This window comes from Klenkia terrae (assembly GCF_037083865.1).
GTDB lineage: Bacteria > Actinomycetota > Actinomycetes > Mycobacteriales > Geodermatophilaceae > Klenkia > Klenkia terrae.
Genome location: NZ_JBAPLV010000026.1, coordinates 17,463 through 40,310 on the forward strand (window position 1 = coordinate 17,463; position 22,848 = coordinate 40,310).

General features: G+C 76.4%; 21 protein-coding genes. 2 read left to right on the top strand and 19 right to left on the bottom strand.

Annotated features, from left to right (window positions below; all coding sequences use genetic code 11):
• Window positions 1-56: 56 nt before the first annotated feature.
• The 8 genes from UXQ13_RS19230 to UXQ13_RS19265 all read right to left on the bottom strand — a co-directional run bounded on the left by UXQ13_RS19230 (window position 57) and on the right by UXQ13_RS19265 (window position 9,397).
• A complete protein-coding gene (locus tag UXQ13_RS19230) occupies window positions 57-1,259 on the bottom strand; it encodes an MFS transporter (protein WP_336392755.1) in 1,203 nt (400 codons plus the stop codon).
• A gap of 40 nt (window positions 1,260-1,299) precedes the next feature.
• Window positions 1,300-2,619, bottom strand: a complete 1,320-nt coding sequence (locus UXQ13_RS19235) for a sigma-54-dependent transcriptional regulator family protein (RefSeq protein ID WP_336392756.1) — start codon at window positions 2,617-2,619, stop codon at window positions 1,300-1,302.
• A gap of 77 nt (window positions 2,620-2,696) precedes the next feature.
• Window positions 2,697-4,001, bottom strand: coding sequence for a multidrug effflux MFS transporter (locus UXQ13_RS19240; RefSeq protein ID WP_318250070.1), 1,305 nt, complete (start codon window positions 3,999-4,001; stop codon window positions 2,697-2,699).
• A gap of 60 nt (window positions 4,002-4,061) precedes the next feature.
• The gene (gene mftF / locus UXQ13_RS19245; protein ID WP_225233480.1) at window positions 4,062-5,477 is read right to left on the bottom strand and encodes a mycofactocin biosynthesis glycosyltransferase MftF; all 1,416 of its coding nucleotides are present in this window, start codon (window positions 5,475-5,477) and stop codon (window positions 4,062-4,064) included.
• Window positions 5,474-5,953, bottom strand: coding sequence for a DUF3995 domain-containing protein (locus UXQ13_RS19250; protein WP_336392757.1), 480 nt, complete (start codon window positions 5,951-5,953; stop codon window positions 5,474-5,476). Before UXQ13_RS19250 ends, mftF begins: the two co-directional genes overlap by 4 nt.
• A complete protein-coding gene (gene mftE, locus UXQ13_RS19255) occupies window positions 5,950-6,642 on the bottom strand; it encodes a mycofactocin biosynthesis peptidyl-dipeptidase MftE (RefSeq protein WP_336392758.1) in 693 nt (230 codons plus the stop codon). The genes UXQ13_RS19250 and mftE overlap by 4 nt, the downstream gene beginning before the upstream one ends.
• A complete protein-coding gene (locus tag UXQ13_RS19260) occupies window positions 6,639-8,552 on the bottom strand; it encodes an oxidoreductase (protein WP_336392759.1) in 1,914 nt (637 codons plus the stop codon). Before UXQ13_RS19260 ends, mftE begins: the two co-directional genes overlap by 4 nt.
• A complete protein-coding gene (locus tag UXQ13_RS19265) occupies window positions 8,525-9,397 on the bottom strand; it encodes an alpha/beta hydrolase (RefSeq protein ID WP_336392760.1) in 873 nt (290 codons plus the stop codon). The genes UXQ13_RS19260 and UXQ13_RS19265 overlap by 28 nt, the downstream gene beginning before the upstream one ends.
• Window positions 9,398-9,459: 62 nt before the next feature.
• Between UXQ13_RS19265 and UXQ13_RS19270 the strand changes: the two genes are divergently transcribed.
• Window positions 9,460-9,942: a pyridoxamine 5'-phosphate oxidase family protein gene (locus UXQ13_RS19270; protein WP_336392761.1), complete on the top strand. Its 483-nt coding sequence runs from the start codon at window positions 9,460-9,462 to the stop codon at window positions 9,940-9,942.
• Between the two features lie 292 nt (window positions 9,943-10,234).
• On the opposite strand, the gene UXQ13_RS19275 is transcribed toward UXQ13_RS19270, so the two are convergent.
• From UXQ13_RS19275 to mftA, 8 genes are all read right to left on the bottom strand, one after another.
• On the bottom strand, window positions 10,235-11,164 hold the full coding sequence (locus UXQ13_RS19275) for a vWA domain-containing protein (protein ID WP_336392762.1): 930 nt from the start codon (window positions 11,162-11,164) through the stop codon (window positions 10,235-10,237).
• 60 nt (window positions 11,165-11,224) lie between these two features.
• Window positions 11,225-12,154: an AAA family ATPase gene (locus UXQ13_RS19280; protein ID WP_336392763.1), complete on the bottom strand. Its 930-nt coding sequence runs from the start codon at window positions 12,152-12,154 to the stop codon at window positions 11,225-11,227.
• A gap of 51 nt (window positions 12,155-12,205) precedes the next feature.
• Window positions 12,206-13,042 carry a mycofactocin-coupled SDR family oxidoreductase gene (locus UXQ13_RS19285; protein ID WP_225233484.1) on the bottom strand — a complete coding sequence of 279 codons (837 nt, stop codon included), beginning with the start codon at window positions 13,040-13,042 and terminating at the stop codon, window positions 12,206-12,208.
• A complete protein-coding gene (locus UXQ13_RS19290) occupies window positions 13,039-13,875 on the bottom strand; it encodes a mycofactocin-coupled SDR family oxidoreductase (protein WP_336392764.1) in 837 nt (278 codons plus the stop codon). The genes UXQ13_RS19285 and UXQ13_RS19290 overlap by 4 nt, the downstream gene beginning before the upstream one ends.
• Before the next feature lie 186 nt (window positions 13,876-14,061).
• Window positions 14,062-15,921: a mycofactocin system FadH/OYE family oxidoreductase 1 gene (locus UXQ13_RS19295; protein WP_336392765.1), complete on the bottom strand. Its 1,860-nt coding sequence runs from the start codon at window positions 15,919-15,921 to the stop codon at window positions 14,062-14,064.
• A 3-nt stretch (window positions 15,922-15,924) separates the two neighbouring features.
• Window positions 15,925-17,157: a mycofactocin radical SAM maturase gene (gene mftC / locus UXQ13_RS19300; protein ID WP_336392766.1), complete on the bottom strand. Its 1,233-nt coding sequence runs from the start codon at window positions 17,155-17,157 to the stop codon at window positions 15,925-15,927.
• Window positions 17,154-17,510, bottom strand: coding sequence for a mycofactocin biosynthesis chaperone MftB (mftB, locus tag UXQ13_RS19305; protein WP_336392767.1), 357 nt, complete (start codon window positions 17,508-17,510; stop codon window positions 17,154-17,156). The genes mftC and mftB overlap by 4 nt, the downstream gene beginning before the upstream one ends.
• Window positions 17,511-17,514: 4 nt before the next feature.
• On the bottom strand, window positions 17,515-17,628 hold the full coding sequence (gene mftA / locus UXQ13_RS19310) for a mycofactocin precursor MftA (RefSeq protein WP_225233489.1): 114 nt from the start codon (window positions 17,626-17,628) through the stop codon (window positions 17,515-17,517).
• Between the two features lie 118 nt (window positions 17,629-17,746).
• Between mftA and mftR the strand changes: the two genes are divergently transcribed.
• The gene (gene mftR, locus UXQ13_RS19315; RefSeq protein ID WP_225233490.1) at window positions 17,747-18,331 is read left to right on the top strand and encodes a mycofactocin system transcriptional regulator; all 585 of its coding nucleotides are present in this window, start codon (window positions 17,747-17,749) and stop codon (window positions 18,329-18,331) included.
• 100 nt (window positions 18,332-18,431) lie between these two features.
• On the opposite strand, the gene UXQ13_RS19320 is transcribed toward mftR, so the two are convergent.
• Genes UXQ13_RS19320 through UXQ13_RS19330 form a run of 3 tightly spaced genes read right to left on the bottom strand, consistent with a single transcriptional unit; the run spans window position 18,432 to window position 22,841 of the window.
• Complete coding sequence (locus tag UXQ13_RS19320) at window positions 18,432-19,634, bottom strand: cysteine desulfurase-like protein (RefSeq protein ID WP_336392768.1); 1,203 nt, start codon at window positions 19,632-19,634, stop codon at window positions 18,432-18,434.
• Window positions 19,635-19,674: 40 nt separating this feature from the next.
• Window positions 19,675-21,027 carry a bifunctional 3-(3-hydroxy-phenyl)propionate/3-hydroxycinnamic acid hydroxylase gene (locus tag UXQ13_RS19325; RefSeq protein WP_336392769.1) on the bottom strand — a complete coding sequence of 451 codons (1,353 nt, stop codon included), beginning with the start codon at window positions 21,025-21,027 and terminating at the stop codon, window positions 19,675-19,677.
• Window positions 21,024-22,841: a SpoIIE family protein phosphatase gene (locus UXQ13_RS19330; RefSeq protein WP_225233493.1), complete on the bottom strand. Its 1,818-nt coding sequence runs from the start codon at window positions 22,839-22,841 to the stop codon at window positions 21,024-21,026. The genes UXQ13_RS19325 and UXQ13_RS19330 overlap by 4 nt, the downstream gene beginning before the upstream one ends.
• Window positions 22,842-22,848 lie beyond the last annotated feature (7 nt).

Below are 22,848 nucleotides of genomic sequence, written 5' to 3' on the forward strand. Positions count from 1 at the left end.
ACGGCGACCGGATGCCGCAGCTGCTGGAGCGTGCAACGTTGCAGGCCTGTTGCAGCTCAGCCGGCGCGGAGCTCCCGGCGGCGCAGCGCGGCCGACCAGGCCAGCACCCCGAGCCCCAGCACCGCCAGCACGACACCGACCACCGCGGTGGACTCGTACCCCCACCCGGCGGCGATGACCGCCCCGCCCAGCAGGGCGCCGACGCCGTTGGCCGCGTTCAGCGCGGAGTGGTTGAGCGCGGCGCCCAGCAGCTCGGCGCCCACCGCGACCTCCATCAGCCGCAGCTGCAGGGTCACCACCAGCACCGACGTGACGATCGTGATGCAGAACGCCAGGACGACGAGGGACACCGGGTTGCGCGCGGCCACGTACACCGCGCCCAGCAGCACCCCGGTGGCCGCCATCGACCAGACCAGCGAGCGGAACAGGGCGACGTCGGCGAGCTTCCCGCCCAGCACCGTGCCGAGCACCCCGCCGACGCCGAAGCAGAGGAGCACCACCGGGACGAACCCTGCGTCCATGCCGGCCACCTCGGTGGTCAGCGGGGCGATGTAGGCGTACAGGGCGAAGAACCCGCCGAACCCGACGACGGCCACCCCGAGGGTCAGCCAGACCTGGGGACGGCGGAGCGCGCCCAGCTCGCTGCGCACGGTGGCCTCGGGGTTGCCCGGGGTGCGCGGCACCAGTGCCAGCACCGCGACGACGGTGAGGACGGCGAGCACCACCACCGCCACGAACGCCGTCCGCCAGCCCAGGTTCTGCCCGAGCCAGGTCGCCGCGGGCACCCCGGCCAGGGTGGCGACCGACAGGCCCAGCATCACCGAGCTGACCGCGCGGCCCTTGAGCTCGGGCGCCACCAGGGAGGCGGCCACCAGCGAGGCCACGCCGAAGTACGCCCCGTGCGGCAGCCCGGCCACGAACCGCGCGGCCAGCAGGGTGCCGTGACCGGGGGCGGCGACGGTCAGCGCCGTGCCCACCAGGAAGGCGACCAGCAGGCCCAGCAGCAGGCCCTTGCGCGGGAGCCGGGCCGCGGTCGCCGCGATCACCGGGGCGCCGACCACCACGCCGAACGCGTAGGCCGAGACCAGGTGGCCCGCGGTGGGGATGTCGACGGCCACGCCGTCGGCGATCTCGGGCAGCAGCCCCATCGTGACGAACTCGCTGACCCCGATGCCCACCGCGCCCAGGGACAGCGCGGCGATGGCCAGCACCGCGCGGCGGGTGTCGAGGGCGGCGGGGCGCGCGGCGGTGGCGGTCACGTGTTCAGAGCTTTCCACCCCGCCCCGCGGGGCCCGGGGATCAGCGGGGGCGCGGGGTGCGGCGCAGCCGGAGCAGCTGGTTGGCCGCGGCGGCCCGGCGGGGCGAGCTCACCGGCAGCACGTCGAGCAGGGCCTGCCAGACGGCGGCGTCGTCGGCGGCTTCGGGGAGCCGACTGTACCGCAGCAGCAGGTCCGGGCGGGGCGCGCGCAGCAGCGCCGCGCGCAGCGAACCCGTCAGCCGGGCGCGGGCGGCCCGCACCCCGGGCGCCTCCGAGCGCGGCAGCACCGGCCCGGCGTAGCGCTCCAGCGCGGTGGCCACCGCGCCGCGGGTCAGCAGCCGGCGGACCTGGTCCAGGTCGGTGTCCAGCGGCGAGGTCAGCCGGTACGGCCGGGACCCGACGAGGTCCTCGCCCAGCAGCTTGCGCACCCGGGACAGCTCGGCCCGCACGGTGACGGCGGCGGCGTCGCCGGCGTGCACCTCCGCGGCCAGCTGCTCGGCGCTGCGGCCCTCGCCGGTCACCGCGGCCTCGGCCAGCAGCAGCACCAGCTCCGAGTGCCGCAGCGACAGCTCGGTGCGGCCGGTGCTGGTGGTCAGGCGGGCCCGCTCGCGGCCCAGCACCTCCAGCAGCGGGGTGGTCGGCACCCGCCGCGGCGGCAGGGCCGGGCCGCCGGCCAGCTGCTCGCGGTGCTGCCAGCGCAGCTCGGACTCCGCGGCCGCCACGGTGGCCCGGACCAGGGTGAGCACGTGCGGGCTCGCGACGTGGTCGCCACCGGTCACGTCGATGGCGCCCAGCAGCACGCCGGTCACCGGGTGGTGCACCGGGGCGGCCGAGCAGCTCCAGGGCTGCACGGTGCGGCTGTAGTGCTCGCTGCCGAAGATCTGCACCGGGGTGTCCAGCGCCAGCGCGGTGCCCGGGGCGTTGGTGCCCACGACGTCCTCGCCCCAGCGGGAGCCGGCGACGAAGTGCATCCGCTCGGCCTGGCCGCGCAGCTGCCGGTCGCCCTCGACCCACAGCATCCGGCCGGCGGCGTCGGTGACCGCCACGATCATCTTGTCGGCCTCGGCGTCGGCGACCAGCAACCGGCGGATCACCGGCATGACCGCGGCCAGCGGGTGCGCCTCCCGGTAGGCGACCAGATCGTCGTCGAGCAGGTCGACCGGGGCGGCCACGCCGTCGGGGTCCACGCCGTTGCCCAGGCTGCGCCGCCAGGACTCCCAGACCACCGGGCGCACGTGCCGGCCGGTCGGGCCGCGACCACCGCGGGTGACCAGCGCCTCGTGCGCAGCGCGCAACCGCCGGGTCACCACCGGGGTGGGCGCGCCGTCGGGCAACGCGAGCCAGGGGTTCACCGTGGTCACGCGCTCACCCGTGGCTGCTCTGCCCAGTGGCTCATGTCATCGCCATGGTGACCTGCGCGGCCCGAATCCGCCAGGACTCAGTCGCCGGCCTCCCACCGCGGCAGCTGCCACGGCCGGACGACGACGGCCAGCACGACCCCGGCGAGGGCGAACGCGGCCACCACCACGGCCCCGATCGCCGCGCCGTCGTTGCCGAGCACGCCGACCACCGGGGCGACGACCGCGCCCACGCCGAACTGGACGGCGCCGAGCATGGCGGCCGCGGTGCCGGCGGACTCGCCGTGCCGGCTCAGCGCGATCGCCGGGGCGTTGGGCAGCGCCAGCCCGCTGCCGGCCAGCACGACCCAGATCGGGATCGCCACGCCGAACAGGCCGCCGGTGCCGGTGGAGGCCAGCACCAGCAGCACGACCCCGGCCGCCCCGGCCAGCGCGAGACCGCCGACCAGGATCGCCTGCGGCTGGAACCGGCGCAGCAGCACCGGGTTGAGCTGGGTCGCCCCGATCAGCCAGACCGCACCGGCGCCGAACAGCAGGCCGAACTGCTGCTCGTCCAGGCCGAACTCGTCCTGGTAGACGAAGGAGGCACCCGAGACGTAGCTGAAGAGCCCGGCCATGGTGAGCCCGGCGACGCCGACCAGGCCGACGAACACCCGGTCCCGGAACAGGGCGGTGTAGGCGCGGGCGGTGCCGCGCAGGCCGCTGCTGTTCCGCCGCTCCGCGGGCAGGGTCTCGGGCAGCGACGCCCCGACGACGAGCACGAGCAGCAGCCCGTAGACCGCCAGCGCGACGAACACCCCGCGCCAGGAGGTGTAGCGCAGCAGCTCCCCGCCGAGGGTGGGCGCGAGCACCGGGGCCGCGCCGATGACCAGGAACAACCGGGACAGCAGCGTCGCCGCTGCCCGTCCGGTGTAGAGGTCGCGGACGACCGCCAGGGCGATCACCGCACCGGCCGCCGTCCCCACGCCCTGCAGCACGCGCAGCGCACCGAGCACCGCGATGTTGGGGGCGATCAGCACGAGCAGGGAGGCCACCACGTGCAGCGCGGTGCCGGCGATCAGCGGGCGCTTGCGGCCGAACCGGTCGGCCAGCGGGCCCAGGACGAGCTGGCCCAGGGCCAGGCCGAGCAGGGTGCCGGTCAGCGTGAGCTGGACCGCGGCCGACGTCGTCCCGAGGTCGTCGGCGATGGTGGGCAGCGCCGGCAGGTACATGTCGATGGTCAGCGGCCCGAGCGCGACGAAGGCGCCCAGGGTGAGGGCGAGCTTCAGCCGGCTCGGCGGCGTGACGGTGGTCGCGGGCGCGGTCTGCCCGGCGGTGCTGGTGGCGGTGCTGATGGCGAGCTCCTCGGCGTCGTCGTGCGGATGGCCCCCGCAGGGACTGCACAGGGAGGCCCAAGGCGCGGCCGGCCGGAGGTGTTCCCCGAACCGCGCGGCGTCACCCGGTGTTCACGTGCGCGGCGGACGGGCCGGGAGCAGCGCGCGGGGGTCGCGGGCCCGCAGCGCGCCGCGCCACAGCCCGACCCCGTAGGCCAGGTCCTCCAGCCGGCGGCCGGCCGCGAAGCGCAGCAGGCCCACCTGGTGCCGGTGCGGCCACCAGGCGCCGACCGCGTCGACCACCGCGGCCGCCGCGGCCAGCCGGCGGACCTTGCGCACCCCGAGCAGCGGGACGACGAGCGGCCAGTGGTGCCGGGTGACCGACCGGGCCAGCGTCCGGCCCGCCGACCAGGTGCCCCGGACGACGAGGCCGGCGGCCAGCTGCACCGGTGGCGGGTCGCCCAGCCGGTCGGCCAGCCGCCGGGTCGCCACGGCGAGCACCCCGGCCGCGGCGACCGCGCCGGGCCGGCCACCGAGCAGCACCAGGCCCCAGGCCGCCGCCGACCACGGGGACATCACGACCGGGGCGACCGCCGCCCCGTGCCGCTCGGCCAGCAGCGCGGCGCCGGTGCCGTAGTAGGCCCGCCGCCGCAGCCAGTCCGCCGTCCGCGCGGGGTGCTCGTGGGCGACCCGGGCCGCCGGCTCGTAGCGCACCCGCCAGCCGGCCGCGGCCAGCCGCCAGACCAGGTCGACGTCCTCGGCGACCTGCATGGACTCGTCGAAACCGCTGTCCAGGGCTATGCGCCGGACCAGCAGGGCCGCGCTGGGCACGTAGGACACCCCGGTCAGCGGCGCCACCGGCGCGGGGTGGGCCCCCATGTCCAGGGCGCTGACGGCGTCCTCGTACCCGCTGACCCAGCCCCGGCGGTCGGCCGGCAGCGCCACGACCCGGGGCGCGACGACGGCCAGCCGGGGGTCGGCCAGGTGCGCGGCGAGCACGCCCAGCCATCCCGGGACCGGGACGCAGTCGGAGTCCAGGAAGGCCACGGCGGGCGTGGTCGCCGCGGCCAGGCCGGCGTTGCGGGCGGCCGAGGGACCCCGGGCGGTGTCGTGCCGGATCACCCGTGCGCCGTGCGCGGCGCAGACGGCGGCCTGCGCCGCCGGGTCGGCCGACCCGTCGTCCACGACGAGCACCGGGACGCCGGGCAGGTCGGCCCGCAGCGCGGCCAGCAGCCGGGCCAGCTCGGCGGTGCGGTCCTTGACCGGGACGACGACGGTGGTGCCGGCCGGGTCGACGGGGTCCAGCGCCGGGTGGGCCAGGCCGGTGTCCAGCAGCCGGGCGGCCAGCGCGGCCGTCGTCGGGTCGGTGACCACCAGCTCGTCGCCGGCCAGCAGGGCGCGGGCGCGGGGGGCCAGCCGGAGCAGCCGCAGCGGGGACCCGCCGAGCAGGGTGGCGCCGCCGTCCCGCCGTCGGGTGCGGGGGTCGAGCACGACCCGGAACCCGTCGGGCAGGCGCCCGGCGGGCGGTGGGGCGATCGGCGCGGTCATCGGCGGTCCCACACGGCCGGGGCGCACCAGGCGGCCAGACCCAGCAGCAGGCCCCACACCCAGAACCAGGGTTCCCAGAGCAGCGCCCGGGTCAGCAGGACGCCGTCGGCCGGCGGCGTCGTCGGGGTGACCGCACCGGTGAGGACCAGCAGCACCCCCACCTGCTGGGCCAGTCCGTAGAGCACCAGCACGACGGCCCCGGCCCAGGCGGTGCGCAGCAGCCAGCGGCGGGGCAGCCGGCCGGGACCGGTGGCCAGGACGACCCCCAGCGCAGCACCGACGGCCTTGGCCAGCCCCGTTCCCCAGGCCAGGGCCAGCACGGTCGGGTCGCCCTCGCGCGCGAGCTCCTCGATCCGGCCGCCCAGGCTGCTGATCCCGACGGTGGACCCCAGGCCCCACGCGAAGGAGAGCAGCGCGAAGAGCCCGCCGACCAACGCGGACGCCCAGCCGGGCCACCGCCACGCGGGCCGGTTCACCCGCGCAGCCGACCGTCGGGGCCGAGGTCCCAGCCGTCGACCGCGGCGACCAGCCGGTCCACCAGCCCGGTGAGGAACTGCTCCCCCTCGCCCGCCGACGCCCCGGTCGGGTCGCCGAGCACGCCGTTCGGGCTGACCGCGGCCACCCCGCCGGACCGCAGCCGGGGCAGCAGCTCGGCGATCGGCGCGGTCTCCCCGGGTTCGGCCAGGTGGGTCCGCACGGCGGCAGGTTCCACGTGCAACAGCAGAGAGGTCTCGGTCCGGCCGGCGTGCGCGTCGCCGCCGGGCACGCCGCAGGGGAACCAGGCGACGTCCCGGCCCTCCTGCCGCAGCAGCGGGACGGCGGCCCGCAGCGCCTCCAGGTTCCCGCCGTGCCCGTTGACCACCAGCAGCCGGCCCGCCCAGCGACCGGCCGACCGGCCCAGCTCGACGAGCACCGTGGTCAGCGCCTGCGTGCCGATCGACACCGTGCCCGGGAAGCCCTCGTGCTCACCGCTGGCGCCGTAGGCCAGCGGCGGACCACGCAGCAGGTCCGGCCGGCGGTCCACCAGCCCGGCCGCGGCCGCCGCGGCCACCGTGGTGTCGGTGCCCAGCGGCAGGTGCGGGCCGTGCTGCTCCACCGACCCCAGCGGGACGACGAGGGTCGGCCGATCGCCCAGCTCGGGCGACCGGGCACCCGCCAGGCTCACCACCGCTGCGCCACCGCGCGCTCGGCCGAGGCGACCGCGGCGGCCACCCCGCCCGGGGCCAGGCAGTCCCCGACCCGGTGCACCGGAACGCCGTCCGGCACGGCCGGGCCGTCCAGCGGGGTCGGGTGGGTGGCGGTCACGACCCAGTCCACCACCCGGGTCTCGACGGTGTCGGTGAGGTGGTGCAGCAGGGTGACCTGACGTCGTCCGTCCGGGCGCACGGCCACCGCCAGCGGGACCCGTTCGACGGTCTGGGTGATCCCGGCCGCGGCGGCCCGGCCGTGCCAGAGCTCCCGGTCCAGCGTCGGGCCCAGCTCCTGCGCGGCCACCAGGGCGCCGGTGACCACCTCGACCCGGCACCCGCGGGCGGCGAGCAGCTCGGCGGTGGACGAGGCGTGCGGACCGCCCAGGTCGTCCACCACCAGCACGTCCCCGGTCGGCGCGGCCTGCCCGGCGAGGACGTCGGCCACGTCGACCACCCGCTCGTCGTCCCCGGCCCAGGCGGGTGCACTGGGCACGGCCCCGGTGGCCAACAGGACGACGTCGGGTGCCAGCTGCCGCAGCAGGTCCGCCGTCGCCGCGGTGCCGGTGCGGACCTCGACCCCCAGCCGACTGCACGCCCGGGCGTCGGCGTCGACGAACCCGGCCAGCTCCCCCCGCCCGGGCGCCGAGGCGGCCAGTCGCAGCTGACCGCCGAGCTGGTCGGCGGCCTCCAGCAGCACCACCCGGTGCCCGACCGCGGCCGCGACCGCGGCGGCCCGCAACCCGGCCGGCCCCCCGCCCACCACGACCACCCGCCGCCCCGCACGGACATCCGGTGCAGGGAGGCCCAGGGGCTGGGGGCAGCGCATCGGGAGGCCGGCGCCGATGCCGGCGGCGCACCCGTTGCAGCCGGTGCAGGCCCGCACCGGCTCGCCCCGTCGGGCCCGGGCGACGAAGTCGGGATCGGCGACCTGGCCGCGGACCACGCCGACCAGGTCGCAGTGCTCCAGCGCGGCCGCGGCCTGCTCAGGGGTGGTGATCCGGCCGACGCCGATCACCGGCAGCCCCGCCGCGCGGACCCGGGCGGCCAGCGGCAGCGCGTACCCGTGGGCCGTGGCCATGGACGGCTCCACCAGGTGCAGCGACTCGGTGGCCACCCCGACCGTCGTGGACAGCCAGTCCACCGCGCCCGTCGCGGCCAGGCGGTGCGCGGTGGCGACGGCGTCCTCGGTCGTCGTCCCGTCCGGTTCGTGGACGGCGAGCCGGACGCCGAGCAGGAGGTCGGGCCCCAGGACGGCGCGGACGGCGGCGACCACCTCGAGCAGCAGCCGGTCGCGGTCCCGGCCGTAGCCGTCCGTGCGCCGGTTGGCCCGCGGGGAGAGGAAGGCGCGCAGCAGGGAGGACTGCGAGGCCTGCAGCTCGACGCCGTCCAGACCGCCGTCCCGCACGCGCCCGGCGACCCGGGCGAAGCCGGCCACGACCGCGGCGAGATCGGCGGCGGTGGCCTGCCGGGGCACCTCGCCGAACAGCGGGTCGGCCAGGGGGGACGGCGCCAGCAGCGACACCCGGGAGTGCAGCGAGCTGCCCTGGCCGCCGTTGTGGTTGAGCTGGGCGGCGACCAGGCCGCCGTGCGCGTGCACCGCGTCGGCGATCTCCCGGTACCGGGGCACCACGGCCGGGTCGGTGCCGTCGACGACCTTCTCGTAGGGCTGGTCGGCCGGGTCGACCGACTGCTCCTCGGTGATCACCAGCCCGGCGCCCCCGGCGGCGCGGTCGGCGTAGTAGGCGGTGTGCGCGGCCGAGGGCAGCCGGTCGACCGCCAGGTTGGTCAGGTGCGCGCAGAAGACCACCCGGCTGGGCAGGGTGCGGCCCCGCAGCTGCAGCGGGGCCAGCAACCGGCTCAGCGCGGGAGGTGCGCCGTCAGCCATCCCACGACGTCGGCGGTGACCTCGTCGCGGTTGGTCTCGTTGACCAGCTCGTGCCGGGCGCCGGGGTAGAGCGACAGCGTCACGTCGGTGACGCCGGCGGCCCGGTACCGGTCGGCCAGCGCGGTGACGTTCGCGCCGCCGGGGCCGCCCACCGGGTCGCGGTCGCCGGAGACCAGCAGCAGCGGCAGGTCGGCCCGGACCGTCGAGGGGTCGGCGGTCCGCTCGGCGGTGGCCAGCACGCCGCCGATGATCGCGTCCTCGGTCGGGAACCCGCACAGCGGATCGGCCACGTAGGCGTCGACCTCGGCCGGGTCGCGGCTGAGCCACTCGAAGCCGGTCCGCGGCTCGAAGCCGGCGTTGAAGGCGGCCAGCCCCGGCTGGTCGGCGGGCAGACCCACGAGCACCTGGCCCAGGCCGTCGAGGGTGGTCGAGCCGCTGAGCACCACCCCGGAGTAGCGGACCGGTTCGTCCAGCAGCACGCTCTGCATGCCCATCGAGCCCAGCGAGTGCGCGAAGGCGAACAGCGGCAGGTCGGGGTAGGTCGCCGCGACCACCCGGGCGTGCTCGGCGACGTCGGCCAGGAAGCCCGCCGCACCCGGTGCCCCGAAGCTGCCCAGCGGGACGTCGGCGGACACCGAGGAGCCGTGCCCGCGGCTGTCGGCGGCCACCACCACGAAGCCGGCGGCGACCAGGGTCCGGGCGAACCGGTCGTAGCGCGGTCCGTGCTCGGCCAACCCGTGCACCAGCTGCACCACGCCGACCGGCTCGCCGGGGACGTCGTCCCAGGTGGTCGTGGTGATCGCCAGGCCGTCGGCGGGGCTGGGGAACGTGGCGGAGGTCGGCATGCCGGCCATCTTGCCCGCGCCGGGCTGGGTTGCGATCCCCGGTCCGGGGGCACCGTCGGGTCATGACCGACGACTCGACCCGCAAGGTCGCCGAGCTGCTGTCCGACCAGCGGCTCGCCATGCTGACCACCCACGCCGCCGACGGCACGCTCACCAGCCGGCCGATGGCGCTGCAGGAGGTCGAGTTCGACGGCGACCTGTGGTTCTTCGCCGCCCGCGACTCCCGCAAGGTGACCCACCTGACCGCCGACCCGCAGGTCAACGTGGCGGCCGGCTCCGGCGGCAGCTGGATCTCGCTGACCGGCCGCGCCGCGGTGGTCACCGACGAGGCCAAGAAGAAGGAGCTGTGGAACTCCGGCGTCGCCGCCTGGTTCCCCGACGGCCCGGACGACGACGAGATCGTGCTCATCAAGGTCGAGGGCGACTCCGCGGAGTACTGGGACACCCCCGGCGGCCGGATCGCCACCGCGCTGAGCTTCGCCAAGGCCAAGGTCACCGGCGAGCCCTACTCCGGCGGCGACAACGAGAAGGTCGAGCTCACCTGATCCCCACAGGGGACGCACCGCCGGCGCGCAGGGACGACGGTGATCGTGGGGGCACCACACCAGGAGGTGCCCCGATGACCGCCGTCGTCCTGCTCGCCGCGTTCTTCGCCCTGCTCACCGCGGTCGACTTCGTCCGCTCCCCCGCCGGCGCCCCCGGCCTGGTCGCCCCCCGCCCCTGACGCCTCGCCCAGGCCTGGATCAGCTGGGTGCGGCACCGTGCGTCCTGGCTCGCCGACGCCGGTGAGCCAGGACGGCGTCTGGTGAACCCAGCTGATCCACGCCGGGAACGGCGTCAGTCGCCGAAGACGGCGGTGAGGGCTCGGGCGACGTCGGTGTGGTCGCGCACCAGCCGCACCCGGCCACGGCCCACCTGCGCCAGGTCCCGGCCGAGGTCGACGTCCTGCTCGCCGCTGGTGTCCAGCAGCACGTCCAGCCGGGGCAGGCGGGCGGCCGCGATCCGGGGGTCGGGACCGGCGTTGTGCACGCAGTCGCTCAGCAGCAGCACCCGGGCGTCGCGCGGCGGCACCCCGGCCAGCAGGCGTCCGGCGGTCTCCAGCGCGAACGAGACGTTGGTCAGGCCCTGGGTGGGCACCCGCAGCAGCAGGTCGACCACCGCGAGCGGCTCGACCGGGGCACCCAGCGGCACCAGCACCGCGGCGTCGGACCAGAACGCGACCACCCCCAGGGCGTCCCGGCTCAGCTCCCCGGCCAACGCGCCCACCGTGGCGGCCGCGGTCCGCAGACGTTCGCCCTTCATCGAGCCGCTGACGTCGACCACCAGCACCACCGACCGCCGACGGCGCAGCCGCTCGCGCACCACCAGGTCGTCGTCCTCGGGCCAGGGCTTGCCGGCGACCGCCTCCAGGGTGCGCTCGAGGTCGAGGGCGTCCGAGCCCCCGGCGAACCGCACGCTGGACAGCTCCCCCACCCCGCGCCGGGCCCGCCGGTCGCGCGGCGGGCGCGGCACGGCCAGCCGGCGCGCGATCTGCCGGGCCCGCTGCCGGGTCACCGCGTCGGCCTCGGCGAGGGTGTCCAGGTCGGCCAGCGCGATCAGCTCGGCCGGCTCGTCCGTCGTCCCCGGGGCCGAGCCGCCGCCCTGCACCCGCGCCCGCTGCCGCCGCCGGTCACCCGACGACAGCGCCAGCCCGGCCCCGCCCCGGGCGGGTTCGTAGGTGCTGGGCTGCTCGGTCAGCTGCTTGGGACGGCGGCGCAGCGGCCGCATCCCGCGCGGGGCCCCGGGCCGGTCGCGGCGGGTGACCGGCGAGTCGGCCTCGACGGCTCTTCAACCGGGCTCCGCCGCGGCCGGCTGCAGCAGGAAGTGGTCCTCCCAGATCTCCCGCAGCACGCCCTCCGGCGTCCGCTCGGCGATCTCGTCGAGGTGCACCCGGCCGCTGAGGGCGACCACCATCGCGTCCCACACGGTGCCGGTGTAGTCCACCGGCAGGCCGCGCAGCTCGTCGGTGTCCGGGACGGCGACCCCGCGCATCGCCGCCAGCTGGGCGGTGACCAGGGCGAGGTCGATCGCGCCGCGCACGCTGCTGCCCTGCCGGACGTCGTCCCGCTCCCGGGTGGCCCGGGTGAGCGCGACCGCGTCGGCGACCAGCCGGCGCTCGGTGATGCCCGTGCGGCGGGCGACGATGCCGCGCTCGGCCTCGGCGTCCTGGTACCCGACGGCCAGCCGGCACATGCGGTCGGAGACGGAGGTGGGCATGCGGGTGGTGCCGACCGCGTCGTAGGGGTTCATCGAGGCGATCACCCGGAAGGTGCCGACCGCCTCCACGGTGCCGACCGTGGGCACCGTGATCGTCCGCTCGGCCATCGCGGTCAGAAGGGTGTTGAGCGTGTCCTCGGGTGCCCGGTTGAACTCCTCGACGTAGAGGAAGCCGCCGGTGCGCATGGCCTGCACCAGCGGCCCGGCCACGAAGTTGTCGGGGGTGTAGTCCTCGCGGAGCACCCGGGCCGGGTTGTGGTGGCCGACCAGCCGGGTGGGCGTGAGGTCGGCGTTGCCCTCGACCAGCAGCAGGGGGATGCCCCACTCGGCGGTGATCGCCCGCAGCAGGGTGCTCTTCGACGTCCCGGGCGGGCCCTCGACGAGGACGTCGCGCCCGGCCGCCACGGCGGCCAGCAGCAGGTCGAGCTCGCGGTCGCGGCCGACGAGGTGGGTGGCGACGCGCTCGCGGACGGCGCGCACGTCGAGGGTGGTGTGGTCCATGGGGTCCCGTCGTGAGGGGGCGGCCGGGGTGTCCCCCGGCCGCCCCGGTGGTCACTTGACCGTGTAGCCGGCGTCGACCGGGAGGGTCACGCCGGTGATGTAGCGCGCCTCGTCGGAGACCAGGAACAGGATCGCGTTGGAGATGTCGACCGGCTCCACCCACGGGACGGGCAGCGCGTTGGTCGACTCGAAGATCGGCGCCGCCTTCTCCCGCGAGGGCGCCGGGTCGTCCGGTGCGAACAGGCCCCAGGTCTTCTGGTTCTGGATCATCACGGTGTCCACCCCGGTCGGGTGCACGCTGTTGACCCGGATCGAGTGCTGGGCGAACTCGTTGGCCAGCGTCCGCATCACGCCCACGACGCCGTGCTTGGCCGCCGTGTAGTGGATCGTGTTCGGCGTCCCCTTGAGCCCGGCCGTCGAGCTGGTCAGCACGATCGACCCGCCCCGGCCGCCCTCGATGAGGTGCGGCAGGGCCACCTTGCAGGTGTTCCAGACGCCGGTCAGGTTGATGTCGATCATCTCCCGCCAGGCCTCGTCGGAGAGCTCCAGCGCGGGCTGGATCTCGAACACCCCGGCGTTGCCCAGCACGATGTCCAGCCGGCCCAGCTGGGCGACGCCGTCGTCCACCGCCGCCTTCATGGCCGCGGTGTCCCGGACGTCGGCCTTGGTGGCCACGATCCGCCGGTCCAGCGCCTCGACCTGGCGGACGGTCTCCGCCAGGTCCTCGTCCGTGGCCGGCGGGTACATGCCGATGCTCTCGATCGGCCCGCAGACGTCGACGGCGATGATGTCGGCGCCCTCCTGGGCCAGCCGCAGCGCGTGGCTGCGGCCCTGGGACCGGGCCGCGCCGGTGATGAACGCGACCTTGCCCTCGACCCTCCCCGTCACTTCTGCACCGCGCCGGCGTCGACGGGCAGCTGGACGCCGGTGACGTACCGGGCGTCGTCGCTGACCAGGAAGAGGATCGCGTTGGAGATGTCGACCGGCTCGACCCACTCGATCGGCAGGGCGTTCATGGTCTTGAACGACTCGCCGGCCTCCTCGCGGGTGACCTCCGACTTCGGCTTGTCCGGCCGGAAGAGCCCGTAGGTCTCCTCGTTGTGGATCATGTCGGTGTTCACCGAGGTCGGGTGCACCGAGTTGACCCGGATCATGTCCGGCGCGAACTCGTTGGCCATCGTCTTCACCAGCCCGACGACGCCGTGCTTGGCCGCGACGTAGTGCGCCAGGTTGGCCAGGCCCTTGATGCCGGCCGTGGACGACGTCAGCACGATCGCGCCGCCCCGTCCGCCGGCCTTGATGTGCGGCACCGCCGCCCGGACGGTCTTGAAGACACCGGTCAGGTTGACCGCGATCATCTCGTCCCACATGTCGTCGGTCAGCTCCTCGACCGGCGCGAACGTCGCGATGCCGGCGTTGGCCAGCACGATGTCCAGCCGGCCGAGCTGCGCGACGCCGTCGTCGACGGCGCCCTTGAGCGCCGCCGAGTCCCGGACGTCGGCGACGCTGGCCACGATCCGCCGGTCCAGCGCCTCGACCTGGCGGACCGTCTCCGCCAGGTCCTCCTCGGTGGCCATCGGGTAGCCGACCGACCCCATCTGCGCGCACAGGTCGACCGCGATGATGTCCGCGCCCTCCTGCGCCAACCGGATCGCGTGGCTGCGGCCCTGGCCGCGTGCCGCGCCGGTGATGAAGGCGACCTTGCCCTCGAGCTTGCCCATCAGTTGTTCCTCCTCGTCGGGTCCCCCGCTGCGTGGCTGTACGCGGTCCGACCCAGCGGAGGTCGGACCGTCAGGGCCCCTGCGGGGCCGCGGCCCTCGGCCGCCCGGTTCGTGGCTTCCACGCCGCCGGGCCCCGCAGGTACCAGGGCTTGCTGACCAGCAACGAGTCCAGCGCCGGGGTCGCGCTCACGCCTGCACCGGCACCCGGTCGGCCACCGCGAGGGCGGCCCGACGGCCCTCCAGCACGGCGTCGAGCACCGTCCGCGGCGCGACGACGTCGCCGGCGAACCGTGCCCGGCCCTCGTCGGGCAGCACGGTCCCGGGCAGCCGGTGGCCGGCGTCGACCACCACCGCGCAGGGGACGGCGGTGACCGCGCCGGTCCAGCGGTGCGCCAGCTCGGCCACCTCGTCGGACCAGCCGCGCAGCAGCACCCCGGTCTCCCGGCGGACGCCGGCGCGGGCCAGCCGGCGGTTGGCGTCCACCAGGTCGCCGGTCGGGCCCAGCCGGGCGCCCACGAGGTCGTCCGGGGTGGCGATCACGACGTCGCGGCCGCCTACGGCCAGCAGCTCGGCCACCCCCACGCCGACCGGACCGCCGACCGGGTCGTGCACCAGGACCGGGCCGGGCGGCAGGTCAGCACCGGCCAGCACGTCCGCGGCCGGGACGGCGCCGGCGACCACGGGGGTGCCGGGGAGACCGCCGGTGGCCACCACGTCGGCGTCCTCCGTCGTCCCGGGGCGGAACCGCACCCCGAGCCGCGCGCACTCCGCGACCGACCAGTCGGCGAACACGGCGAACCGCCCACGGCCCGGCGCGGCCGCGACCACCGGCAGCAGACCGCCGACCGCCGGGGCGACCACCTCGACCGCGAACCCGCGCAGCGCCAGCACCCGGGCGGCCTCCAGCCCGGCCGGCCCGGCCCCGGCGACCACCACCCTGCGGCCGTCGCCCGGGGCCCCGAGATCGACGTCGGGCTCGGTCAGCTCGTGGCCGCTGCGCGGGTCGACCACGCAGCTGACCGGCGGGTTCCGGGTGTCGAGCACCTGGCACGCCTGGTTGCACAGCAGGCACGGCCGGGGATCGCGCTCGGCCCGCACGGTCGTGACCAGCTCCGCGTCGGCGATCAGCGCCCGGGTCATCTCGACCGCGGCGAAGCCGGCCGCCAGGAGCTGGTCGGCGGAGGTGGGGTCGACCACCGACCCCTGGGCGACCACCGGCGTGCGGCCGGCGGCGGCGAGCAGTTCCACGTGGAACCCCGGCGTCCGCGACGCCGTCGGCCGGTAGGCGGCCTGGTCCAGCGCGCTGCCCCGGACCAGGGTGAGCAGGTCGACCAGCGGGGCCAGCTCCGCCATGAGCCGGCGGCACCCCTCGGGCGTCAGCCCGGCCCAGGGGGCCGACTCGTCCACCGACAGCCGCAGCGCCAGCACCCGGTCGGGTCCCTGCGCGGCCCGGACGGCGGCCAGCACCTCCCGCAGCAGCCGGGACCGGTCGGTGCCGTGCACGTCGTCCCGGTGGTTGGTCAGGCCGGAGAGAAACTGCCGCAGCAGGGACCGCGGCCCGGCGTCCACCTCGACGCCGTCCAGCCCGGCGGCGACCGCGGTGGCCGCGGCCCCGGCGAACCCGGCGACCAGCGCGGCGCACTCCGCCGGCCCCATCGGCACCGGCACCTGCCGACTGACGACGTCGGGCTCGCGGGAGGGACCCCACAGCGGCGCCTGCGTCCACGCCGAGGAGCCCTGGCCGCCGGTGTGGGTCAGCCCGGCCAGCACCACGGTGCCGTGCGGCCGGCAGGCGTCACCGACCGCGGCCCAGCCCGGGGCGCAGTCGGCGGCCAGCGGTGCCCGCTCGTACGGGTGGTCCGAGGGGTGCACCGACGCGGCCTCGACCACGACGACCCCTGCCCCGCCCGCGGCTCGCCGCGCGTAGTACGCGACGTGCCGCGGCGAGAGCGCCCGGCCGGAGCCGAGGTTGGTCTCGTGCGGGCCGAACAGCACCCGGGAGGGCGCCGTCCGACCCGAGAGGACCCAGGGGTCGGTCAGAGGCACGGGCTACCGCAGGTCCATCCCGGCCAGCGGCGACTCGTCGCAGATCTTGGCCGGCGGGATCGAGGGCATGCCCAGCAGCGTGGGCTGGCCGCGGACGGGGCCCTTGTGGGAGTGGTCGATGTGCGACTTGGGGGTGATGAGCTCCAGGTCGCGGGCGGCCAGGGCGGTCTCGCCGTAGCCCTGCACGCACTCGGGGTCCGGGCCGTCCAGGGGCAGGCCGGTGAAGAACTTGGCGGCCATGCAGCCACCGCGGCAGGAGTCGAAGTGCTGGCACTTGGTACAGGCGCCGCCGGTCTGCGGGTTGCGCAGGTCGGCGAACAGCTCGGACTGCTGCCACACGGTCTGGAAGCCGCCGGGGCTGCGCACGTTGCCGGCCAGGAAGTTCTCGTGGATGGCGAACGGGCAGGCGTAGACGTCCCCGACCGGGTCGATCAGGCACACCACGCGGCCGGCGCCGCACAGGTTCAGCCCGGGCAGGGCCTCCCCGAACGCGGACAGGTGGAAGAACGAGTCACCGGTCAGGACGCCGTCGCCGTTGGCCAGCAGCCACTGGTACAGGTCCTTCTGCTGGGCCATCGTGGGGTGCAGCTCGTCCCACACGTCGGCCCCGCGGCCGGAGGGTCGCAGCCGGGTGATCCGCAGCTGGGCGCCGAAGGAGTCGGTGAGCTCCTTGAAGGCGTCGAGCTGGCCGGCGTTCTCCCGCGTGACGACGACGGAGACCTTGAAGTCCTTCATCCCGGCCTCGGCCAGGTTCTCCAGGGCGGTGATCGCGGTGGCGTAGGAGCCGGTGCCGCGGACCCGGTCGTTGACGGCGGCGGTGGCGCCGTCCAGGGAGATCTGCACGTCGACGTAGTCGGTGCGGGCCAGCTGCGCGGCGCGCTGCTTGTTCAGCTTCACGCCGTTGGTGGAGAACTTGACCCCGACGTCGTGGCCGATGGCGTAGTCCAGCAGGTGCCAGAAGTCCGGGCGGACGGTGGGCTCGCCGCCGCCGACGTTGACGTAGAAGACCTGCATGCGCTGCAGCTCGTCGATGACGCCCTCGGCCTCGGCGGTGGACAGCTCGCGGGGGTCACGCCGTCCCGAGGAGGACAGGCAGTGCGCGCACGCCAGGTTGCAGGCGTAGGTGAGCTCCCAGGTCAGGCAGATCGGGGCGTCCAGGCCGTACTCGAACTGGTCGATCAGCTTGCCGCCGGTCGGCCGCTGGGCCGGGGCGCGCGGAGGCAGGACAGCCGTCACGGGGTGCTCCTCTTCTCGATCATCTGGGAACGCGAGAGCGTGGCCAGCGCGGTGACGTAGGCCGGGTGCTGGGCCTCGGGGACGTCGCAGGCGCGCAGCGTGCTGGAGACGTCGGGGTGGTCACCGAGGGCCTTCACCACCGCCACCAGGGGCTGGGACTTCAGGAACGACAGCTTGCGGTTGCCGAAGTGGTAGACCAGCGCGCCGAAGGGCTCCGGGCGCAGCGCCACGGACGCGGACTTCTGCCACGGCAGGGAGGGGTCGAAGGGGAGTTCGTCGGCGGGGATCGTGACCTCCCCCGCGGCCGGCGTGGTGCCGGCCGCGGGGTCGGTGACGAGTGCGGTGTCGGCCAACGGCTCAGTACACGCCGCACATGCCGTCGATGGAGACCTCCTCCACCAACGAGTCCTCGACGAGGACCTCCTCGGTGGCGGGGGCGGTGGTCTCGGCGGCCTGCGTCTGCTCCGGCACGGGTGCCTCCTGGTGAGCTGGGTCACTGACCCCTCCGACCGTAGTGGCACCGAGTGCCACCGACAAGGGGGACGGCACCTCCCGGTCCCCGGAGGTGCCGAGGGGGATGATCGGGACCGTGACCGGTCCCGCCCCCGACGCCCGCGAGGCCACCCGCGCCCGGATCGAGGCGGCGGCGCTGGACCTGTTCACCCGGCACGACTTCGAGACGGTGACCGCCGACGAGGTCGCCGACGCGGCCGGGATCAGCCGGCGCACCTTCTTCCGGCACTTCGCCACCAAGGCCGACACCGTGTGGGGGGACTTCCACGCCCACGTCCTGCGGCTGGAGGGGATGCTGGCGGCAACCTCCGACGACCAGCCGGTGCTGGCATCGATCTGCGCGGCCTACGTCGAGGTCAACGACTACGCCGACGCCGACCTGCCGCTGCTGCGCGAGCGGATGCGGCTGATCCTCACCGAGCCGGCCCTGCAGGCGCACTCCCAGGTGCGCTACGCCGACGTCGACCGGGTGGTCGCCGAGCACGTCGCGCGGCGCACGGGCACCCGGGCCGACGGCCTGGTCCCCCGGCTGGTCGCGCTGTCCACCCGCGCCGCCGCGACCACCGCGTTCGAGACCTGGCTGGCCGGCGACGGCTCGCTGGCCGACGACCTGCACGCCGCCTTCGACCAGCTGGCCGGCGGCTTCCCCACGCTCCGGTAGCCGCCCGGGTCGGCGCAGGGGGTCACCTGGCAGTCATCGGGTCGGCCCGTGACGCGACCCGATGACGGTGGGGTGACCCGCTGCGGGCGGGACCAGGACGTCAGCCGGCCAGGAAGCCGCGGAGGCCGTCGAGCAGGCGGTCGACGTCGTCCTGGTCGGTGTAGGGCGCCAGGCCGATCCGCAGGCCGCCGGTGTCGCCCAGGCCCAGGTGGCGGGAGCACTCCAGCGCGTAGAAGGACCCGACCGGGGCGTTGACCCGGCGGGCGGCGAGGTAGCGGTAGGCGTCGGCGGCGTCCCGGCCCTCGAAGGTCACCAGCAGCGTCGGCGTCCGGTGGGCGGCCCGCGACCACAGGGTGACCCCGGGCAGCTCGCGCAGCGCGTCCTCCAGGCCGACCCGCAGCGCGTCCTCGTGCTCCTCGACGGCGTGGAACGCCGCCAGCAGCCGCTCCCGGCGCCCGCCCGACGTCCCGGCCAGCGAGGCCAGGAAGTCGACCGCCGCGGTGGTCCCGGCCAGCAGCTCGTAGGGCAGCGTCCCCAGCTCGAAGCGCTCGGGGACCGCGTCGGTCGAGGGCAGCAGCTTGTCCGGGTGCAGCGTCTCCAGGAACGCCGGGGCGGCCACCAGCGCGCCGCAGTGCGGGCCCAGGAACTTGTACGGCGAGCAGACGAAGGTGTCGCAGCCCAGCTCGGAGAGGTCCACCGGCACGTGCGCGGTGAGGTGGACGCCGTCCACGTGCAGCAGCGCACCGGCGGCGTGCACCACGCCGGCGATGGCCGGCAAGGGCGGCCGGGTGCCGATCAGGTTCGACGCGCCGGTGACCGCCACCAGCCGGGTGCGGTCACTGACCACCGCGGCCACGTCGGCGACGGTGAGCTCGGACGTCGCCGGGTCGAAGTCCACCCAGCGGACGGTGGCCCCGGCCCGCTCGGCGGCCTGCACCCACGGCCGGACGTTCGCGTCGTGGTCGAGCCGGGTGACCACGACCTCGTCGCCGGGCCCCCACCCGGCGGCCAGCGTGCGGGCCAGGTCGTAGGTCAGCACGGTGGCGCTGCGGCCGAACACCACGCCGCGCGGGTCGCCGCCGACCAGGTCGGCGATCGCCCGGCGGGCGCCCAGCACGACGTCGTCGGCGTTCCGCTCGGCCTGCGTGGTCGCCCCGCGGTTGGCGGTGGGCTGGACCAGGGCGGCGTGGACGGCGTCCGCGACCGGCGTGGGCACCTGCGTGCCGCCCGGTCCGTCGAAGTGCGCGGCGCCGCCCAGCAGGGCCGGGAACTGCGCGCGGAGGGCGACGACGTCGAGGCTCATGCCGGCGATCCTGCCGTACGCGCCGGGTCGGGCGGAGGGGTCAGGCGCGGGGTCCCACGGCGGCGACGACGCGGTCCGGGCGGACCAGCACCCACCGGTCGCGCAGCGCGGGTCCGAGGTCGGGCAACGCCCCCCGGTGCAGCACCCGGGGCCGGGCCCCACCGGGCAGCGCGGGCAGGTCGGGCACCTCGGTGGTGCACACCAGCAGCGCCCAGCCCGGCCCGAGGACGTCGTCCAGCCGGCGCCCGCCGCGCAGCACCGCGGTCGGCAGCAACCGCCCCACCCCGCGGGAGGGCCCGATCCGCGGGCGGTCCACCCAGGGTCCGCGGCGCAGCGCCGGGGTCCCGGCGGCCAGCAGCGTGCGCGGCAGTGCGCGGGCCACCGGCCGGCGCAGCCGGGCGGCGCGGGGACCGCCGGCGGTCATCAGCCAGCCGGTGAGCGCGGCCAGCCGGATCAGCGCGACGGCGTGCGCGGCCCGCTCGGTCCGGTGGGTGTCCAACAGCGACTCCGGCGCCCCGGCCAGGACGGCGTCGACCTTCCAGGCCAGCTGGTGGGCGTCGCGCAGGCCCAGCCCCAGGCCCTGGCCGATGAACGGCGGGGTGAGGTGGGCGGCGTCCCCGCACAGCAGCACCCGGCCCGACCGCCAGCGCCGGGCCACCCGGGCGCCGTAGGTGTACTCGGTGGCCCGCACGACCTCGCAGTCCTGCGCGCCGAACCGGGCCAGCTCGGCGGTGAGGTCCAGCGGCCGGTCGGTCAGCCGGAACTCGGCCCGGTAGCGCAGCCCGGTCACCGGCATGAAGGTGGCGGCCCGGTCGGGGTCGCAGACCTGGTGGACGCCGGGCCAGACCGGCAACGGCTCGTCGGCCAGCAGGTCCACGACGTACCACCGGTCGGGCCGGGCCAGCCGGCGCTGCCCGCCGCCGACCGCCCCGGCGACGGTGCTGCGCGCACCGTCGCACCCCAGGACGACGTCGGCGGTGAGCTCGGACCGGTCCGTCACCACCCGCGCGCCCCGCCGGGTGCGGTGGACGGCGGTCACCTCGACGCCGGTCTCGAGCACCACGCCCGGCGTCCGCCCGACCGCGGTCCGGAGCAGCTCCTCCAGGTCGGGCTGGTGGAACATCGACGCCGCGCCCGGCCCGCGGGGGAACTCGGCCAGCACCCGGTGGTCGGCGTCCAGCAGGCGCAGGCCGGCGCCGGGCGCGCTCACCGCGGCGAAGCCCGTGGCCACCCCGGCGTCGGCGAGCACCCGCACCGCCTCGCCGTCCAGGTGCACGGCGCGGGGCACCCCCGGGGGCTCCGGACGGCGCTCCAGCACCCGTACCTCGTGGCCGCGGCGGCCCAGCAGCAGCGCTGCGGTCAGCCCGACCGGGCCCGCGCCGACGACGATCACCGCGCCGACGACGCCACCTCCGCCGGGTGCCGGTACAGCAGGAGCGCGACGTCGTCGTCCTGGTCGTCGCCGATCAGCTGGTCGACCAGGACCGCGGCGAGCACGCCCGGGGAGAGCTCGCGACCGGCCACCACGGCCTGCACCGCCCGGGCGATGCCCTCGTCCAGCGCCTCGGCCCGCCGCTCCACCAGCCCGTCGGTGTAGAGCAGCAGGCTGTCGCCCGGGGTCAGCGGCACCTGCGCCTCGGGCCGCAGCCGGCCGGGCAGCACCGCCAGCGGGAGGGACTGCGCGCCGTCGAGCATCACCGCGCCGCCGTCGGCGTCGGCCAGGACGGCGGGCAGGTGCCCGGCGCTGCTGTACCGCAGCACCCCGGCAGCCCGGTCGACGACGGCGCAGAACACCGTGCTGCACGCCGCCCCGGGGACCAGGGCGGCGAACCGGTCCAGCGCGGCGAGCACCTGGGCCGGGCCGTTGGCCTCCAGCAGCAGGGCGCGGCCGGCGCTGCGGAGCTGGCCCATCACCGCGGCGGCCGGCAGGCCGCGCCCGACGACGTCGCCGACCACCACGCCGAAGACGTCGTCGGCCAGCTCGACCACGTCGTACCAGTCGCCGCCGACCTCCAGCGCGCTGGCCGCCGGCTCGTAGCGCACGGCGAAGCCCTCGGGCAGCTCGACCCGGCCGAGGATGGACCGCTGCAGGGTCACCGACACCTCGGTGGCGGCCCGGGCGACCTCGCGCTCGGCCTCGGCCCGCTCGGCCGCGCGGCGCCGCTCGGCCTGGTAGGCCTGCGCGTCGGTGACCACGGCGGCGACCTGCCCGGCCACGAGCTCCAGGAAGGCCAGGTAGTCGTCGTCCAGGCGCAGGTGGGGGGCGACCCCGGCGACCAGCACGCCGACCGGCGCGGACTGCCCGGCCACCACCAGCGGCAGCGCGACGGCCACGTCGACGTCCTCGTCGTCCAGCGGACCGGGCGGGGCCAGGCCGGTGAGCCGGCCGGCCATGCCGGTCTCCACGGTCCGCCTGCCGCTGGTCAGCGCCGTCCAGGCCCAGTCGGCGACCGACCCCGAGGGCAACCGCTCGACCAGGGCGACGGGCCCGGGCACCGGTCCCCGGGTGGTGGCGGCCAGGTGCGCCGACCGCCCGTCGGGGTCCAGCAGGTAGACCAGCCCGAACGGCACGTCCTCGGCGGCGCGGGCGAGCACGGACATGGCCGCCTGCGCGGCCAGGTCGCTGTCGCCGTGCCGGCCCGAGGCGATCCCGGCGAAGCCCTGCAGCGCGGTCAGCCGCCGCGCGCCGAGCACCCGCGCCGTGGTGTCGGTGGTCGTGTTGAGCACGCCCACCACCTCGCCGCCGGGGGCGGTGATCGGGGAGTAGGAGAAGGTGAACCAGGTCGCCTCGTCGAAGCCGTGCCGGTGCATGAGCAGCGGCAGGTCCACGTCGTAGGTGGCGGTGCCGTCCAGCACGCCGACCAGGCGGTCCCGGAGGAGCGGCCACAGCTCGGCCCAGACGTCGGCGCACGGCCGGCCCATCGCTGCCGGGTGCTTGTCGCCCAGGATCGGGGCGTAGCCGGCGTTGTAGACCATGACCAGCTCGGGCCCCCACATGACGAGCATGGGGAAGGGGTTGTTCAGGCAGATGCCCACGGCGGCCCGGAGGGACTCCGACCAGCTGCCGACCGGGCCCAGCGGCGTGGTCGACCAGTCGGTGGCCAGCACCAGGTCGCGGATCGCGGCGTCGGTGCCGTGGGTGAACAGCGTCTGCGTCTGGTCCGGCACCTGCTCCCCCGTCCCGCCCCCGGGCACGGTGAGCTGCACCGATCAT

Excerpts from the sequence above, each read along its gene's own strand:
- UXQ13_RS19260 (WP_336392759.1), bottom strand. The coding sequence starts at position 8,552 with ATGGCTGACGGCGCACCTCCCGCGCTGAGCCGGTTGCTGGCCCCGCTG.
- UXQ13_RS19265 (WP_336392760.1), bottom strand. The coding sequence starts at position 9,397 with ATGCCGACCTCCGCCACGTTCCCCAGCCCCGCCGACGGCCTGGCGATC.
- UXQ13_RS19320 (WP_336392768.1), bottom strand. The coding sequence starts at position 19,634 with ATGAGCCTCGACGTCGTCGCCCTCCGCGCGCAGTTCCCGGCCCTGCTG.
- UXQ13_RS19275 (WP_336392762.1), bottom strand. The coding sequence starts at position 11,164 with ATGCGGCCGCTGCGCCGCCGTCCCAAGCAGCTGACCGAGCAGCCCAGC.
- UXQ13_RS19280 (WP_336392763.1), bottom strand. The coding sequence starts at position 12,154 with ATGGACCACACCACCCTCGACGTGCGCGCCGTCCGCGAGCGCGTCGCC.
- mftF (WP_225233480.1), bottom strand. The coding sequence starts at position 5,477 with ATGACCGCGCCGATCGCCCCACCGCCCGCCGGGCGCCTGCCCGACGGG.
- UXQ13_RS19290 (WP_336392764.1), bottom strand. The coding sequence starts at position 13,875 with ATGGGCAAGCTCGAGGGCAAGGTCGCCTTCATCACCGGCGCGGCACGC.
- UXQ13_RS19270 (WP_336392761.1), top strand. The coding sequence starts at position 9,460 with ATGACCGACGACTCGACCCGCAAGGTCGCCGAGCTGCTGTCCGACCAG.